Here is a 17930-nt window from a genome sequence, read left to right as displayed (position 1 = left end):
CAAAAAAAATAATTAACAGTATTATAAGAATATAGTTTTTACCAACACAAGGGTCAAATTTTGATTTTATAATAAATTTATATTATTGGATTATTAAAATAACCATAGTATCCTAAAATAAGTTGAAAATAGGTTGTTTAATTTTATTTTACATGAGTTGGTTAGCTAACCCCTTAAAGATTTTAAGGGGTTTTTAATGTGCGCTACGCATACCATATATCTATAGGGTGCAAATCCCGAACGAGCCTGCCAATGGGAATCGTTAGCCAATAGCAAGGGTGTCTATCGTGAGGTAGAATCTGAAGGAAGCTGGCGGCAAAACTGTGACTGAACGAACAGAAACGTAATATAAGGCTTACTCTGTGGGTTAGTGGGCATTATACCGCAAAGCCCAATAGTTGGACGTAAACAGGGGTAGTAAATTATGTCAGTTACAGGGAAAGAGATATGAGTTTACCGTAGGAGGTCTGTATGCAGGAGTAGAGGTTAAGCCGAGCGAACTGGTAAAACAAAGCCCTAATACAGAAGTCAGCCGAGGCCATAGTAGTGAAGAAGTCTCTGTAATGGAAATGGAGCGAAGGGCTGAATCCTTAAAGCTGAGGAGTTTTTTTTTAGAATAGTAAAAGCCAATGATAAAGGGTGTAAAACAATCGAAAAATCAGATGAAGCCTGCAGGACAGGAAGAATGTATTTATAGCGATGGCCTTTTCGTTACGGAGATACCCGTATGGTACCAAAAGAGCGGAAAGGTAAACCCTGAGTGGCTTTCTATATGCAAAGAAGAACGCAATCAGACGACGAATCTCCTGGAACGAATTATAAGTTTCGGCAATTTGCAAAAAGCCTATAAACAGGTAAGACGCAACGGAGGCAGCTGTGGAGTAGACCAAATGAGTATAGAAGAATTTGGAGCTTGGTTTGGCAAACATTACCAAGAACTTCAAGATGAAATACAACAGGAAAACTATCGACCACAAGCGGTCAGAGGGATCAAGATCCCCAAACCTAAAGGAGGATTTCGCCAGTTGGGAATCCCAACAATCAAAGACCGTGTAGTGCAACAAGCTATCAGTCAAGTATTACAACCGGTATTTGATCCTAAATTTTCTCCCCACAGTTATGGATTCCGTCCCAAACGCAATGCCCACCAAGCACTACGCCAAGCAAGTCAGTTCGTGAAAACAGGCAAAGACAAGGTCGTAGACTTGGATTTAGCAAAATTCTTTGATGAAGTCAATCATCAAAGACTAATGTGGATATTGAGTAGTAGAATAGGAGATAAGCGACTCTTACGCCTTATTGACAAAATTCTAAAGACGGATATTCTAAGTGAAGGTCTTCAAGAACAACGGATAAAAGGCACACCGCAAGGAGGATTATGCAAATCTTTGCATAATCCTCCTTATGCAAAGAAATTAATTTAAGTTATTGATAATCAATATGCATTACTATATTTACTTTGCATAATATAAAATAAAAATACAATGGAAAAAAAACATTAAATGAATTGATTCTTGCACTCAAGCAAGAATTGGAAAGGTTAGGCTACAGTGATGGTACCCTTAGAACCTATCAAGCGAGATGGAGTTTATTGATAAAATTTGCAAATGAGCGGCAGGAGGTTTGTTTTTCTGAAAGACTAGGAATTGATTTTCTTGAAAAGAAATTAAATATTTTTGAAAAGGAAATGGCAGGCCAGTTTAAGCAGATTGAAGTTCAAGACTTGCGGATTATTCGAATGCTAGGATTTCCAACTTCATGGATCAATCTTACGCCGGTATTACAAGCATAAAGATATTCTTCATAATCTATATTTCATTCAAGTGATCGGCGAGTTTAAGCGATACTGTTCCGACGCCGATTATTCGAAAGTAACGATCGAACATTACACGAAAATTTCTTCGAGATTTATGGACTATGTTGATTCTTTAAGTATTAATGCGAATCAAGGGTTGAAAAGCAGTGGTAAATATAGTTAAATAACAAGAAATATCTTTCAAAATATTTGTTTTAAAGTCTGAAAATCAGTACGTTTAAGGTGTATTCGAAGCACTTTTAAACATATGATTATTCAGACTAAAGCCGTAAAATTAATACAAATCTATTCAACAATTTGTGAACAATTTGAAAAAGATTTAAAATACACATGTCAGCGATTCAGCAATAACGACAAGCAAGATTTAACAGATCAAGAAATTATGACAATTTACTTATTTGCATTAGAAGAGGAACAGCGAATTACCGTAACGCAAATCCATCGATTCGCTGCCGAATATTTGTATTCCTGGTTTCCAAAACTTGGTACTTATTCTGCGTTTTCTAATCGACTGAACCGATTATCAGAAACTTTCAAAGAATTGGTAACTAGCTTGATTACAGACCACTATCCTGAGGATTGTTTTTTTGATCAGAGCTTGTTGGACTCAATGCCGATTATAACCTGTTCTGGAAAGCGTTGCGGAAAAGTTGCCAAAGACATTACAGATAAAGGATATTGTTCTACAAAAAGCATGTATTACTATGGAGTTAAACTTCATTCATTAGCTTTTAGACGAGAAAACAAAATTCCTTTTCCCGAGGAGATACAAATTACCCCGGCATCTGTCAATGATTTAACCGTATTCAAAGAGGTATGGTCAACGAAAGAAGATAGATTCTTTTTTGGCGATAAAATCTATCAAAACAAAGAATTTTTCTCTGATTTTGAGAAAGAAAAAAACTCTGTAATGATGGCCCCTGTTAAAGCAGTAAAAGGAGAATGTCAAGAAATTAGAAATAGAGACAAAGCTTCAAACGACCTGTATTCAACCGCAGTATCAAGGGTTAGACAACCTATTGAATCCCTTTTCAATTGGTTAATTGAAAAAACCAATATTCAAAGAGCATGCAAAGTTAGATCCACAAAAGGCTTGTTAGTACATCTGTTTGGAAAGATAGCAGCAGCCTTTATAAACTTAATTTTTTTAACCCTTGATTCGCATTAATTACTGGATAACCAAAAGCGCAATAGGCAGGCTCATCGAATATTTTTTGATTGAATAGAAATCTATTGTATGGAAGAAATTTATAACATTGTATCAAAAGGGATACTAATTGAGGTTTAAGTTTTATATAAGCTGCATCTATCTTTTTTTCTTTCTCCATTTCAGTCCCACAACCTTTTCCAGCTATTGAAACATAATCATCTTTGATTTTAACAAATAAACGATTCGAATCCGACCAGTCTTCAATGACATGTGATGCTGTAAGAAGATAAAATTCATCCCCAAGGAAAACAAAAACACCAGATGCAAATGGAACCGCCCCTTTAGCTAAATCACGTTTGAAAAGTTGACAAGTACAAAGACCAATATCACCTTCAATTAATTTTATGTATTCAGCAGTAATTAAAGAATCAATATGTTGATCTAATTCATCATTTTCTGATTGTTTTTCCATAGATAGTAAGTAAGAAAATCTAAAGATAAATTAATTAACTGCTGATTTTCAAGTTTGAAAATTTTAATCGTGTCTCGTCCAAGTATAGCTTGTTACTAAAACGACAAGTAATTTTAGGACAAGACAATGAGATTAACTGTCTAATTTAAACTAGAATTAGATGGTCATTTGGAATTGGTAAGTGGTGGTCAGTTTGCTCCGGAACGGCTGGTCAATTTACAGGTTCTTCGTCAATTTTGGTGATCTAGAATCGAGATGAGTGACGTCTTAATATTTGAAAACCAGACCTTTCATGATATTATTTTTTTGATATTCTTAAGTCTATTAACATGGCTCAAAAATGAACAAATCCAATAATTGCTGATTGGTGGAAAATGGCATTTAAAGGAGACAAGTATATAATTTATACGGTAAAATTGGTATGCCTTTTTAAAAGGTTGGGATTTGTTGAAAAATAAAGTTGTAAATATTATTTATATTTTCACCAAAATTGACGAAGAACCAATTTACACTGGGAAGTCGTGGTCAATTTGACCGGTTTTTCCACATATATCATCTAATAGAATTTTTATTACTTTGATTAATAGAACTTGCACAACATTGTTTAATAGATTTTACACAGCACAATACAACGAATTTTTCACGACATTATTTAGTAGAATTTGCACAACATTATTTAATATATTTTGCACAACACAATATAATAAATTTTTCACGACATAATTTAATAGAATTTGCACAACATTATTTACTAACTTTACCACATCAATATTTAATAGATAAATCCATTTGTATTTAACATCTTAAAAAAGTTATGGCAACACCACGTGAACGATTTATAGAAGCGCTTAAGTTCTTGCAGGAATTACAAGAAAGAGGAGTTGTTGGTATTTATACAGATGATATCCCTAATCGTAAATATAGAGAAATACTGATCAAAAATGGATTTATCAAAGAAGTAACAAAGGGCTGGTACATTGCAGCTAATCCTGAAGAAAGAGATGGTGAAACTACTTCCTGGTACAGTTCCTATTGGGATTTTGTTGCAGTATTTCTAGAACGCAGATACAGTGAGAACTGGTGTTTATCTGCTGATCAATCACTTTTAATTCATGCAGGTAATCAAGTAGTTCCGCAACAGCTGCTTGTTCGTTCCCCAAAAGCAAACAACCTTTCCACATCTTTTCCACACCATACTTCTATTTTCAATTTACGTGGAGATTTGCCACCAGCAGATCAGCTTACGGTACAAAAAAATGGAATCAGGATGTATAATCTACAGGCAGCATTAATATACAGTTCGGCCAGCACTTATGTACGTAATGCAATTGATGCGCGTACCACGTTATCTTTGATTAGAGATGCATCAGAACTTTTGCCCATACTTCTGGAAAATGGACATACAACTTTAGCAGGACGTTTGGCCGGGGCTTTCCGAAATATTGATCGGGAGAAGATTGCTGACCAGATTATAGCTACTTTTAAACAGGCGGACTATGATATTCGCGAGGAAGATCCTTTTGAAAACAAAATAGATCTCAAACTCTCTGGACGCGAACGCTCACCATATGCCAATCGTATTCGTCTTATGTGGACTCAAATGCGAGAGATTGTGATAGCAAACTTTCCTGCTGCACCAGGAATTCCGGAAAAACAAGAATCGTTTCTTAAATATATAGAGGAAATTTATGTTACAGATGCGTATCACTCATTATCTATTGAAAGATACCGTGTAACGCCAGAATTGATTGCAAAAGTAAGTTCAGGTGAATGGAATGCCAAGGAAAATGAAGAAGATCGTAAACAACGCGATGCCATGGCAGCAAGAGGATATTACCAAGCCTTCCAATCCGTAAAGGAAAGCATTAAGGTAATTCTTCAAGGTAAAAATGCTGGTTCACAAGTTGATGCTGATCATGCAAAGTGGTATAGGGAATTGTTTGATCCCAGTGTGACGGCGGGTATTTTGAAACCTGCTGATTTGGCTGGATACAGAAACCATTTGGTATATATAGGCAATTCCAAACACACTCCCTTAAGTGTAGATGCGATGCGAGATGCCATGCCTGTTTTGTTTGAACTATTGGAAGAAGAACCTGAAGCTTCAGTAAGGAGTGTATTGGGGCATTTTATATTTGTATTTATTCATCCCTATATGGATGGAAATGGACGTATGGGACGTTTTTTAATGAATTCCATGCTGGCTTCTGGCGGATATCCGTGGACGGTAATACCTGTAGAAAAAAGAGATGATTATATGCAGGCACTTGAAAGTGCAAGCGTAGATCAGAATATCGAACCATTTGCTTCCTTTCTGGGCTATCTTGTCAAAGAAACTATGCGAGGAAAAGCTGTGGCAGAACTACCTAATTAAAGATAGAAAAGTACTTTAAGATTAATTTTAGAAACGTGGCAAAATGTTGATATTTCGTTATTGTGGAAAAACAGTTAGTAAGAACATGTGCTTTCGATATAAAGTGACCAGTAGTTTCAGAGTTAAGTGACCACAATTGTTCGGTTTAAACTGAGCATCATAATTAGAAATTTATTTTCACTGTAAGTGATTGTAAAGTTTACGGAATTAAATAATTAATTTAAACCGAACAATTGTGGTCACTTCATTTTGGCAGTTAGTGGTCAATGCTACTGATTTTTGCAATTTTAGTAACTTATGCATCATAAAACATACTTAAAAAGAGTCAGCTAAGAGTTTCAAATCTTCAAATAAAAGGTTCGAATTTTGTACCATAAGGTTCACGAAACCGATCATACATATTTAATATGTTTGGTCGGTTTTTTGTTTTTATGTTGTTGAATTGTAGCTATTTATGTGATTTTTGTCAGAATGTCATATTTTACGATATTTATGATTTTATTACTGTAAATCAGTTATTTTTTCATTTTTTAGTTTTAACTATTTGTTAATTAATATATTGTGAATTTTATTTTTCGTTTTTATTGCACTTGGTTAGACCTGTCCTTTTATGATAGCTAATTGGATCCGAACCGTTTGTAATGAGTTTATTATCAATTATTTAAAAATTTAATAAGCAAGTTTTTTTGTGTGAAAAGTGAGTAAAACTATCTTTTTTACAAAAAATACAATTTCAGAAGCTATTCTGTGTCTACTGTTCGAACCATTAAAAAGAGCTCTGTCGATAATTTTTAAATATTTTTCTTCAGCTTCCGGAAATACTTATATCGCAATTTTTCAAGTCGTCAATTTATTGATTTTTGCGGCTAGTTTAAACTCAAATTTGTATCATAAATTTTATTAAATCTTCTTGTTCTTCAAAAAAATGCGTACTGAATATCTGCTAATTGATCTAAGAAAAATAATATTCTGTCATTATTGATAGGCCTCAATAGTTTTACTCCATCTATCACGAAATGGGTAAAAGTTATAAAAGCTATGGGTAAATAATATTGTTTTTCAAAACCCAATACCCCAAGCAATAAAACCGCATGAATTAAGATATGTATATGTAGGTGTATGGATTTAAACTTATCTTTCTCTTTATGCTTAATCCATTTATTAGATTGCAATACAAAATCACCTAAAAAATGGGCTAGCAATAATTTTATGAATAACATAATTTTTCTATTTCTCGTTTATAATATTCTAAACAGTTCATAATTTCATCATAGCCTGCTTTTTTTAAGCTATAACTTACGTTACTTTGTTTTTTATTTAATGATTCTGCAATTTCTACCTGTTTCAAATTAGGGTTTTCCAATTGTTTTTTAAAAATCTCAGCCATTGCAGGTTTCCAATTATCCATAGTTAGTGTAGCTAAATCTAACATGATATTCAGTACCTCATCAAAATCTTTCCAAGGGCTTTTGATAGCTAAGGTATTTTTATTAAGAGCATCAAATGCTTCTCCGGAATGGATAAATGCTGGGCCATTTGAAGAAGATACTTTTTCCGAACGGTATGTTATTTCTCCTAGCCCTATAGCCATTCTAATATCTAAATTAGGAATTTGTTTCGTTACCGCTTTTAATAATATCCCTAACTTCAATGCATTTATTGGAGTCGTGATCAATTGAATGTTGTCGCCACGATACACTTCCCAGGTATTGTATTCCGCACCTACATTCTGCAAAGTGTCCTTTAATACACTGAGCCAAATATCAGGAGATACTGCTCTTGAATTGATTACATCGGCGGTAATTACTGCTTCCATATTTCTTACGTTTTATGTAAATAAATGCTTTTTATCATATAAATAAAAATATATGCTTTTTATCATATAAATTAAAATATATGGTTTTTTTCATATAAATGAGAATGTATGTTTTACCATCGTTTTTATAACTGCCCGTAATAAACTTTTAATTTATTCGCCATCAATCTTCCGTGTTCTTCTAAAAATCCTTCGGCATCTTTTAGTCCCTTTATTTTGTCATTGGGATGAGACTGTATTGTCTTAGCAGGCTCGATAGTAATTAGTAACTTATTGGCTGGTCTTTGTATTGTGATAATAATTCTTTAAAATCCATATTTCAATAAATTTATAATTTTCATAATATTGATTATTTTGGCCCTCTAATCAAAAAAATTTTGCCTTAATAGAGATAGGAAGTAATATTTAGCTGTACGACTTATTTGTTAATATTATGTAGATTTCTAAAATACATGAAAAAGACAACAGGTACGTACTCGAAATAAATCAAAAGATCTATTGATGTACCTTATTGTATGACCAAGGAAGCGCCATGCAATAATGCGCATTGCATGTGCCAAGTAGTAGCGATATACTTTTCTAAAGGCATATCGCTCAACTTTTAGGACTGATCCAAACGAATTTATATGTAAAAGCATACAGATTTGTTTGTTTTAATAAAATTATATGTTTTTGCATATAATTAGCTATATTTGCTTGTAATCGTTGTAAAAGCATATAATAACAAAGTTTAGCGATTGCATAGATCTTTAAAAATCAATAAATTGCTACACTATGAAAACACTGGCTGATTTTGTAAAAGAGAAAAGAAATGAAGTAAACCTAACGCAGGAAGCCTTTGCAGAACGTGCAGGTGTAGCGCTTACCGTTGTTCGAAAAATAGAACAAGGAAAGGAAAACCTAAATCTGGAAAAAGTGAACCAAGTGCTCAAAATGTTTGGGCATACTTTAGCACCAGTAAATGCAAGGGAATTATCCAAAAATGATGATCAGAGGTCATGAGAAAAGCATCTATCTATTGTGAATAATTTCTGGCAGGAATACTATCAGAAACAGACGAAGGAGATTATAGTTTTCAGTATGATGAAAAATATGCAAATGAACATCCAAAAGAAAGCATCACCTTGACCATGCCAGTGCGCACAAAAACATATACTGATAAGCGATTATTTCCTTTTTTCGAAGGTTTAATACCTGAAGGATGGTTACTGGATATCGCTTCTAAAAACTGGAAAATCAATACTAACGATCGCATGGGACTACTTTTGGCTTGTTGTCAAAATTGTATCGGAGCAGTAAGTGTTCAACCAATAGCAAAAGAAAATGAGTAAAAAGTGTCTGTATTGTTATCGAACATTAGATGCTAAAATTGCTGATGATTTTCATCAGCAGTGCAGCTTAGAATTTTTCGGCACCAAACAACCAACCCGCATTCGATCATTCGCTGATGCAAATGGTAGCATTAGCAAAAAATGTGGTGGAACGAAGTGTGGCGGTACCAGGAGTACAACCAAAATTGTCTTTATCAATTGTAAACGATACCATTCAGGACGGAAATAAAGGGCGTCTCACCATTGTTGGGGCTTTGGGTGGAAATTATATATTCAAGCCACCATCTGACCAATTTGCTGAAATGCCCGAAAATGAACACCTGACCATGCGCATAGCAGAAGCTTTCGGCATCAATACTGTAAAGTCTAGTTTAATAAGACTGCAGTCCGGAGAATTATCCTATATCACTAAACGCATCGATAGAACAGCAACTGGAGAAAAAATCCACATGCTCGATATGTTCCAAATCACAGAAGCTTTTGACAAGTACAAAAGTTCAATGGAAAAAATAGGCAAAGCCTTAGATGAATTTTCAGATAATACCTTGCTTGACAAATTGTACTTTTTGGAACTGGGTATTTTTAGTTTTCTCACAGGTAATAATGATATGCATCTGAAAAACTTTTCTATGATACATTTCGGAGAAACCTGGACGTTAGCACCTGCTTACGATTTATTAAACATAGCCATAGTAAATCCAGACGATACAGAGGAATTAGCGCTGACATTAGAAGGAAAAAAGGAAAAACTAAAATGGGAACATTTCAAAAGACTGGGAATATCCCTTGGATTAAATGAAAAACAAATAAAGGGCATCGCAAAACGATTCCAAAAAAATAAACCCATCGCCATCCAGTGGATCGATAATTCATTCCTATCGGATGTGTTCAAAGAAAAATATAAGGCACTCTTAGAAGAAAGATACCATCGATTATTTGACATAGAATAAAATGGAAGTTTTGATTTTCATTGTATTTTATATTCCCAAATAATCGATGTCAATTTTTTTTTTTTCCGATAATGAGAACGCCTGTATTATAGTTGATGATAGCCATAGAGCCAATAATCAATTTCATAATCTTCCATACATGATGCCATCCCTGTTCCAAAAGCTTCACTTTTATTGCTGCTGCCCTATTTAGCTGAACCATTTATAAAAGAAAAAGGGTGGCAGATTATTGCAACCATGAAACTTCTGTTTTGTGAATGTTTCTTCTAAAAACAATGCTTTCTCAATTCCTTGATCGTCTTATAAATTCCTTTGAACGCCATTAGAAATAGATTTTTTTATATTTTTTAGATCAGTAATCCTCCGTCTAATTCCCTCTTTTATAACGAGAATAGCTTCGCCTTACCTTTATGGCGGAGCTATAAATCTTTAAATAGTGTGGGTATAAGAACGGGCAATATGTCTATGGTTTTGAATGATGTGTCCATCTTTTAACAATTGTTTATTTTTAATTTTAACTTTAATTAATTAGCTAATTTACTATGGTTTAGAAAGTTCATAGCATTGGTGATTTGATTTCATCAGAACTAATATATATAACTGAAACTTAAATATTTCCATATGAGAAAAGAGTGTTTGAAAAGTAACAACCACAATTCATTTAAAAGGGCCATTTCATTTTTTATAATGCTATTTTTTTTATGCCCTAATGGGTATTGTAAAAATGATAAAAGCACAAAAAGTGCATTGGCTGTAATAGAAAGGCTTATTGGTAAACGCGCAAATGAGTTTGAGTTAAGCATCATTGAAAACCGACAGAACACAGCGGATTGGTTTGAAGTGGAAGCAACAGCGAATACAGTAAAAATTAAAGGTACATCCAATACAGCAATTTGTTATGCGGCCTATAATTTTCTTAGAGACATCGGAGCAGTTTTAGTAAGTTGGGAAGGCAACAGCATTGATTTACCTAAGACATGGCCAACGTATTCTAAAAAAGAAACTACACCATTTAAATATAGAAAATATTTAAATGCCTGTACGTATGGCTATACCACTCCATGGTGGGATTGGGAACGGTGGGCACAAGAAATTGACTGGATGGCACTTCATGGGATTAATATGCCTACAGCTATGGAAGGGCAGGAGGCCGTCTGGCAACAATTATGGAAAGAGTACGGATTAACTTCCAGTCAACTGGAAGCACATTTTGCAGGACCGGCGTTCTTGCCATGGCAAAGGATGGGGAATATAAACAGTCATCAGGGACCCTTACCACAAGAATGGATCGACAAAAAAGCAAAGATTCAGAAAAAAATGCTGCAAAAAATGAAAGGATTGGGAATGCATCCTGTTGTGCCGGCCTTTAGTGGTTATGTCCCAAAAGCATTCGCCGAAAAACATCCTAACTCAAAAATTAGTGAATTAAGCTCCTGGTCCGGAGGAGGTTTTGAAAGTACTTATCTGTTAGACCCTAAAGACCCTTTGTTTAAAGAAATAGGAAAGCGTTTTATAGCAATTTATACGGAGTTATATGGGCCATCAGATTTTTATTTAGCCGATTCTTTTAATGAAATAACGCCTCCCGTTTCTAAAGAACACAAATATGAGGAGTTGTCAGATTATGGGAGCGCAATATATGAAACCATTGAGGCAGCAGCTCCTGGAGCTGTCTGGGTGCTGCAAGGCTGGCTTTTTGGCGATAAGAAAGAGTTTTGGAACAAAGAAGCAGTAAAATCTTTTTTAAGCAAAGTGCCGAACGATAGGATGATCATTCAGGATTACGCAAATGACAGGTATAAAGTATGGGAAAACCAGGAAGCCTTTTATGGAAAGCAATGGACTTATGGTTATGTACATAATTACGGAGGATCTAATCCTGTTTATGGTGATCTGAATTTCTATAGGAACGAGCTGACCAGTGTTTTAAATCATTCTGATAAAGGGAATCTTGTTGGGTATGGAGCAATGCCTGAAGGATTAAACAATAACTCAATTGTTTACGAATACATTTATGATCTTCCCTGGACACAAGGAAAGGAGCCAGTGAATGACTGGCTAAAGAAATATTTAAATGCCAGGTACAAGGGAGTACCCTCTGATGCTGTTTTTCAAGCATGGAAATTAATTATAGAATCAGTATATAGTACTAAATATTGGGAAACCCGTTGGTGGGATGATCGAGCGGGGGCCTATCTGTTTTTTAAAAGACCTACACTAAAAATAACGGCATTTAAAGGAAATCCTGGCGATAAGGACAAACTAAAACAGGCTTTGGATCTTTTGAAAAAAGAATCTAAAAACTACGATAAAAATAATCTTTACGCTTATGATTTACTAGATATTTCAAGGCATTATTACTCACTTTGTATCGATGATCTGCTAATGGAATGCGTTAAGGCCTATGAGCTGAAGGAAATAACAAAGGCAGATAAGTTGTATAACAATATAGAACAACAGTCCGCAGCCATAGACGCAATGCTTTCAGGGCAACCTTTAAATAATTTGAATTATTGGCTGAAATCTGCCTGGAATTACGGCACCACTACAGCAACATCAAAACTCTATTTAAAAAACGCAAAAATGCTAATAACCCTTTGGGGTGGTGAGGGTCATTTAAATGATTATGCATCCAGATCATGGCAGGGGATGTATCAGGAGTTTTATTGGCCAAGATGGAAAATGTTTTTGCAGGCTCTTAGAGCATCATCGATCACAAATAAACCATTTGATGAAGTAAAGGAAAGAGAATTAATAAAAGAATGGGAAATAAAATGGTGTGATAGCGCACAGCTGTATTAGATAGCCGTGAGACAGCGCATTACGATTTGATACTATCGCATTTTATTGCATAATATCCATTTGCAAGTAGTCTGAATAGGTAACCAATAAATCAATAAATAAAACAAAAACAATGTTAAAGAGCGGTATCGATAAAGCAACAAGTTTTGAAAAGCGATTTGAAAATATAGGAACTGTAGTGTATGAAAATTCAGTGGCTGCATCAAAAGCAGTCGCTAAAGAAATAGCAGATCTTATCAAGGTAAAACAAGCACAAAAGCAGTCTTGTATATTAGGTTTAGCTACAGGATCCAGCCCGAAAGGCTTGTATGCGGAGTTAGTACGTCTTCATAAAGAAGAGGGATTGAGTTTTAAAAATGTGGTGTCATTCAATTTAGATGAATATTATCCCATGGAACCAGACGCTATAAATAGCTATATGCGATTCATGAAGGAGTTGCTGTTCAATCATATCGATATGTTACCAGAAAACTATCATGTTCCAGATGGTACTTTATCGAAAGAAGTAATAGGGGAATACTGTAGTACTTATGAAGCTAAGATTGAAGCGGTAGGAGGTCTTGATTTACAAATTTTAGGAATTGGAGGAAACGGTCATATAGGATTCAATGAATCCGGCTCTTTGCAAAACTCCAAAACACGTCTGGTTGCCTTGGATCATATTACACGTGTCGCTGCAAGTAATGACTTTTCAGGTCTTAACAATACTCCCAGAACAGCGATTACTTTAGGGGTAAAAAAAATTATGGAGGCCAAAAGAGTCATTCTGATGGCTTGGGGAGAAGGAAAATCAGATATTATCAAAGCTGCCGTAGAAGGTCCGGTAACCAATCAGGTACCCGCATCCTTTTTGCAAGAACACAATAATGCCACTTTTGTTTTAGACAAGGCTGCCTCATCAAAATTAACACGGATCAATACACCATGGTTGGTTGAAAAAGTCAACTGGACCGATACCCTGATAAGAAAAGCGGTTTTGGGTTTGGCATTGCACTTAAAGAAACCTGTTTTAATGTTAACCGATGCCGACTATGTTGAGAATGGAATGAGTGATTTGCTCGCAGATTTAGGTCCAGCCTATGATATCAATATTAAAATTTTCAATAAACTGCAAAACACTATTACAGGATGGCCGGGAGGCAAACCCCATGCCGACGACAGTAAACGACCAGAGCGAGCGGAACCGGCTAAAAAACGCATTCTTATTTTCAGTCCCCACCCGGATGATGACATCATTAGTATGGGAGGGACCTTTAAACGCTTGCAAGAACAAGGTCATGAAGTACATGTAGGGTATCAAACCTCAGGAAATATTGCTGTAGCAGATGAGGAAGCATTACGATTTGCCAGTTTTGTATGTGATTACAATGACAAATTTGGAATTGAAAGTATTGAAGCTGAAAATATTTATAAAAAAGCGGCAGCATTTCTTAAGAATAAAAAAAACAATGTCGTTGATATCCCAGAAGTGAGATACATTAAAGGCCTGATACGAAAAGGGGAAGCCCAATTTACGTGTTATTTTGTCGGAGTACCTGATAGCCAAATTCATTTTATGGAACTTCCATTTTATGAAACAGGCACGATCGATAAAAAGCCATTAGCAGCAGCAGATATCCAAATAACAATGGATCTCATTGACAAAATAAAACCGCATCAAATTTATGCAGCAGGAGACTTGGCAGATCCACATGGTACCCATAAAGTATGTTTGGATGCTATTTTTGAAGCTGTAAAACGATTGAAAACAAAAGATTTCATGAAAGACTGCTGGGTTTGGTTGTACAGAGGTGCCTGGCAGGAATGGGGAATTGATGAGATTGAAATGGCGGTACCGATGGGCCCCGATCAGGTACTGGAAAAGAGAAAAGGCATTTTTAAACACCAATCACAAAAAGACGGTGTGGTTTTTCAAGGGGCTGACAGCAGGGAATTTTGGCAACGTGCGGAGGATAGAAATGGAGAAACAGCTGATTTGTACCACCAACTGGGATTATCACATTATGCAGCTATGGAAGCTTTTGTCAGATGGCGGTATTAATGTAAAATAATTAGAGGTTAAAGGCAAAAATATTTTACAAATACTGCATTATTATTGATTTTAATCAAATTGTCCATGTTTCGGAATAACATGTCCATTGCTTAGCAAACCGTTAACGTTAATTTAGCATAACTAATTAAACAAACTAATAGAATATGGAAAAACTTAAGCTTTTATTATTAGCCTTTTTTATAGGCTTCTCAATTAATTCGTGGGCTCAGACAACTCAAGTTTCGGGTGTGGTTTTAGATGAGCAAAATGTACCATTATCGGGAGCGAATGTGCAGGTAAGTGGTACAACGAACGTTGTTGTCACAGATTTTGACGGGAAATTCAAAATAACTGTTTTAAACAAAAATACTACGTTGGTAATTTCTTATGTGGGGTTTGCGGACCAACGGGTTAAATTAGACGGGTCAAAAACGAACTATACCATTAAATTAGTTGCCAATGCTACTGGTTTAGAGCAAGTGGTAGTAGTTGGCTATGGAAAAGGATCTCGTAAAAATCTGACTACTTCTGTTACTTCGGTGAAAGCTGAGGAATTGAATAAAGGAGCCATCAGTGATCTTGGACAACTGTTACAAGGTAAAGTAGCGGGACTAAATATTTCTGCAAGTGGTGATCCTACCAGAAGTGCTTCAGTAGTTTTACGTGGTGTGTCAACATTAAATAGTTCTCAAGGACCATTTTATGTGGTGGATGGTATTCCGGGTGTTGATATTTCGGTTATTTCACCTGATGACATTGCTACGATTGATATCCTAAAAGATGCAGCTGCGACTGCTATTTATGGTAACCGTGCTGCCAATGGTGTTATTATGGTAACTACTAAAAGAGGAAGCAAAGAAAAAACTCAAATTAGTTACAACAGTTACTTTGGTTTCGAGAATGTTTCAAACCAGCTTGACATGATGGATGCCGCCCAGTTGAGAGCATTCACAACTAAAAACAATTTAAATTTTACTCCTGAAAATGATAAAGGGGCAAATACGAATTGGCAAGAAGAAATCCTTAGATCGGGAGCGCTTTCAAGCAGTCATAACTTGTCATTAAGTGGCGGTGGCGAACATGGTAATTATTCTGCAAGTATAACATCTATAAAAAAAGATGGAGTGATTTTGAGCAGTAAATTTTCACGTATCATTGCGCACTTATCTGTCGAGCAATATGCTTTTGATGATAAAGTTAAATTCGGTTTGAATGTAACCAATTCCAACAGTACCTATAATAATGTAGCCCAACGTAACACAGTGCTTTTACAGTCGGTGAATCACCTTCCGGTTTCTCCGGTTAGAAATGCAGATGGATCTTATTTTGAAAATTTCATCAGTACAGGTTATTTTAACCCTGTTGCCCTAATCAATCATGGAGATGATGATACGAAGACCACTAACCTGATTGGTAATTTTACCACTGAAGTGAAACTTCCTTTTGGACTTACCTATAACTTAAATATTGCGCATCAAAAATTAATTTCATTGCATGGTGAATTTTATGACAGTTATTATCAAAAATACAACAGTGCTAATTTCTACAATAACCCAGATCCGCCTCAGGTTCACTCCTTAGTGAATTTTGGTGTCAACGGATCGGCATTAAGAAATTCCTATCAAAACACAAATAATATTATTGAAAGCTATTTGAATTGGGATAAGACTTTTGGAGAACACAAAATCAAGGCTGTTATTGGTTATTCATGGCAGGAAAATGTTTTTGGAGATGGATTTCAGGCCACAACCACTAATTTCCCGGTAGATAATGTGAGCTATAACAATCTTGCCTTAAGTAACTATAGCTCAGTTTCAGGTTACACAGTGAATTTTGGAGATAGTAGAGCGTACCAGAAAACACGTTTGATTTCTGAATTTGGACGTTTAAACTATAATTATAAGGATACGTATCTTTTACAGGGAACAATCAGAAGAGATGGTGGTTCTGTATTTGGAACCAATAATCAGTGGGGGTATTTTCCTTCTGTAGGGGGTGCCTGGAGAATAGAAAAAGAAGGTTTCATGCAAAACCAAAAGCTTTTTAGCGATTTAAAACTTCGTGCGAGTTATGGAGTTACTGGTAACTCTTCCGGATTCAATGCGTATACTGCTCAGTTTATTTCAGGAAGTCTTGGGACATTCTATTATAATGGACAACAAACTGGAGCTTACGGACCGAATCAGGCAGCTAATCCTGATTTGAAATGGGAAAAAACAGCTACTGCCAATTTGGGTCTTGATTTTTCGATATTAAAAGGAAAGATAACAGGTTCTGTGGAGGTATACGACAAAAAAACCACCGATATGATTTTCAACTATGCTGTAAATCCGGTACTTGTACCGGTAGGAACCATTGTAGCCAATGGAGGTAGTATGTCTAACCGTGGAATTGAAGTTAGTTTGGGGGCCACTCCGATTAAGTCCAAAGATTTTAGCTGGTCAACTAATTTGAATTTAGCGCACAACAAAAACGAGATTACCAAATTGACAAATCCATTTTTTATAGGTGGAGATTCAATCCGAAGAGTATCACCTGAAGGTGGCGGACAGACCGGTAGTACTTTGCAGATTTTTAAAGAAGGCAAACCTCTTGGACAATTCTTTACACTGCAATATGCAGGAAAAGATGCGAATGGTGTTTCTCAGTATGTTGCCAAAAATGGAAGTTTAACAACCACTCCGGCTATTGGTGTTGATTACCATTATGCAGGAAGTGCACAGCCTAAATTATTATTGGGTTGGGCCAATACTTTTGAGTACAAAAATCTTGATTTGAATATTTTCATTCGTGGGGTATTTGGTAATAAAATTTTCAATGCCACCCGTGCTGATTTATTCAGACCGAGTACAGCAATGACCTCCAATATTCTGGTTGATGCCGCAGATGAATCACCAAACGATCTTAATGCGTACAAGTATTCCTCCCGTTTTATAGAAGATGGCAGCTACATCCGATTGGACAATGCAACGTTAGGCTATAATTTTAAAAATATGAATAAATTCATTAAAAAATTAAGGGTCTACAGTACGGTAAATAATCTGTTTGTTATTACCAAGTATAGTGGTATTGATCCGGAAGTAGAACAAGGAGGAACTGCTCCAGGTGTAGATTCAAATAACTTTTATCCAAAAACTAGAACCGTCTTATTTGGTTTTAATGTGATATTCTAAGAATTAATTGTAAA

The 17930-nt window shown here is 35.4% G+C and carries 13 protein-coding genes; 10 read left to right on the top strand and 3 right to left on the bottom strand.

Translation table 11 applies throughout. The annotated features are described in order from the left end of the window. The first annotated feature begins 662 nt into the window (after positions 1-662). The 3 genes from ACNQGH_RS08195 to ACNQGH_RS08185 all read left to right on the top strand — a co-directional run bounded on the left by ACNQGH_RS08195 (position 663) and on the right by ACNQGH_RS08185 (position 2984). The gene (locus ACNQGH_RS08195; RefSeq protein WP_417955493.1) at positions 663-1424 is read left to right on the top strand and encodes a reverse transcriptase domain-containing protein; all 762 of its coding nucleotides are present in this window, start codon (positions 663-665) and stop codon (positions 1422-1424) included. An 83-nt stretch (positions 1425-1507) separates the two neighbouring features. After that, positions 1508-1792 carry a hypothetical protein gene (locus ACNQGH_RS08190; protein ID WP_417955492.1) on the top strand — a complete coding sequence of 95 codons (285 nt, stop codon included), beginning with the start codon at positions 1508-1510 and terminating at the stop codon, positions 1790-1792. A 271-nt stretch (positions 1793-2063) separates the two neighbouring features. Further along, on the top strand, positions 2064-2984 hold the full coding sequence (locus tag ACNQGH_RS08185; RefSeq protein ID WP_417955491.1) for a transposase: 921 nt from the start codon (positions 2064-2066) through the stop codon (positions 2982-2984). On the opposite strand, the gene ACNQGH_RS08180 is transcribed toward ACNQGH_RS08185, so the two are convergent. Continuing rightward, positions 2947-3438 (bottom strand): hypothetical protein, encoded by a 492-nt coding sequence (locus ACNQGH_RS08180; RefSeq protein ID WP_417955490.1) that lies wholly within the window; start codon positions 3436-3438, stop codon positions 2947-2949. The genes ACNQGH_RS08185 and ACNQGH_RS08180 overlap by 38 nt on opposite strands. An 814-nt stretch (positions 3439-4252) precedes the next feature. Between ACNQGH_RS08180 and ACNQGH_RS08175 the strand changes: the two genes are divergently transcribed. Further along, the gene (locus ACNQGH_RS08175) at positions 4253-5812 is read left to right on the top strand and encodes a Fic family protein (protein WP_417955489.1); all 1560 of its coding nucleotides are present in this window, start codon (positions 4253-4255) and stop codon (positions 5810-5812) included. A 917-nt stretch (positions 5813-6729) separates the two neighbouring features. Here the strand turns inward: ACNQGH_RS08175 and ACNQGH_RS08170 are convergent. Continuing rightward, on the bottom strand, positions 6730-7032 hold the full coding sequence (locus ACNQGH_RS08170) for a DUF3307 domain-containing protein (RefSeq protein ID WP_417955488.1): 303 nt from the start codon (positions 7030-7032) through the stop codon (positions 6730-6732). Then, positions 7020-7628 (bottom strand): SatD family protein, encoded by a 609-nt coding sequence (locus ACNQGH_RS08165; protein WP_417955487.1) that lies wholly within the window; start codon positions 7626-7628, stop codon positions 7020-7022. The genes ACNQGH_RS08170 and ACNQGH_RS08165 overlap by 13 nt, the downstream gene beginning before the upstream one ends. 774 nt (positions 7629-8402) lie before the next feature. Here ACNQGH_RS08165 and ACNQGH_RS08160 point away from each other — a divergent pair. The 6 genes from ACNQGH_RS08160 (at position 8403) to ACNQGH_RS08135 (ending at position 17916) form a co-directional block, all read left to right on the top strand. Beyond that, positions 8403-8630 carry a helix-turn-helix domain-containing protein gene (locus tag ACNQGH_RS08160; RefSeq protein WP_417955486.1) on the top strand — a complete coding sequence of 76 codons (228 nt, stop codon included), beginning with the start codon at positions 8403-8405 and terminating at the stop codon, positions 8628-8630. A gap of 29 nt (positions 8631-8659) precedes the next feature. After that, on the top strand, positions 8660-8959 hold the full coding sequence (locus tag ACNQGH_RS08155) for a HipA N-terminal domain-containing protein (RefSeq protein ID WP_417955583.1): 300 nt from the start codon (positions 8660-8662) through the stop codon (positions 8957-8959). Positions 8960-9081: 122 nt separating this feature from the next. Continuing rightward, positions 9082-9909 (top strand): HipA domain-containing protein, encoded by an 828-nt coding sequence (locus tag ACNQGH_RS08150; protein WP_417955485.1) that lies wholly within the window; start codon positions 9082-9084, stop codon positions 9907-9909. Positions 9910-10530: 621 nt separating this feature from the next. Continuing rightward, entirely contained in the window at positions 10531-12711 is a 2181-nt protein-coding gene (locus tag ACNQGH_RS08145) for an alpha-N-acetylglucosaminidase (RefSeq protein WP_417955484.1), read from the top strand. A gap of 112 nt (positions 12712-12823) precedes the next feature. Then, the gene (gene nagB / locus ACNQGH_RS08140; protein ID WP_417955483.1) at positions 12824-14752 is read left to right on the top strand and encodes a glucosamine-6-phosphate deaminase; all 1929 of its coding nucleotides are present in this window, start codon (positions 12824-12826) and stop codon (positions 14750-14752) included. A 155-nt stretch (positions 14753-14907) separates the two neighbouring features. Continuing rightward, positions 14908-17916: a SusC/RagA family TonB-linked outer membrane protein gene (locus ACNQGH_RS08135; protein ID WP_417955482.1), complete on the top strand. Its 3009-nt coding sequence runs from the start codon at positions 14908-14910 to the stop codon at positions 17914-17916. Positions 17917-17930 lie beyond the last annotated feature (14 nt).

Source organism: Flavobacterium kochi, from assembly GCF_048286715.1.
Lineage (GTDB): Bacteria > Bacteroidota > Bacteroidia > Flavobacteriales > Flavobacteriaceae > Flavobacterium.
Note: the sequence above shows the minus strand (reverse complement) of the source record. Positions and strands in the feature narration are given on the sequence as shown.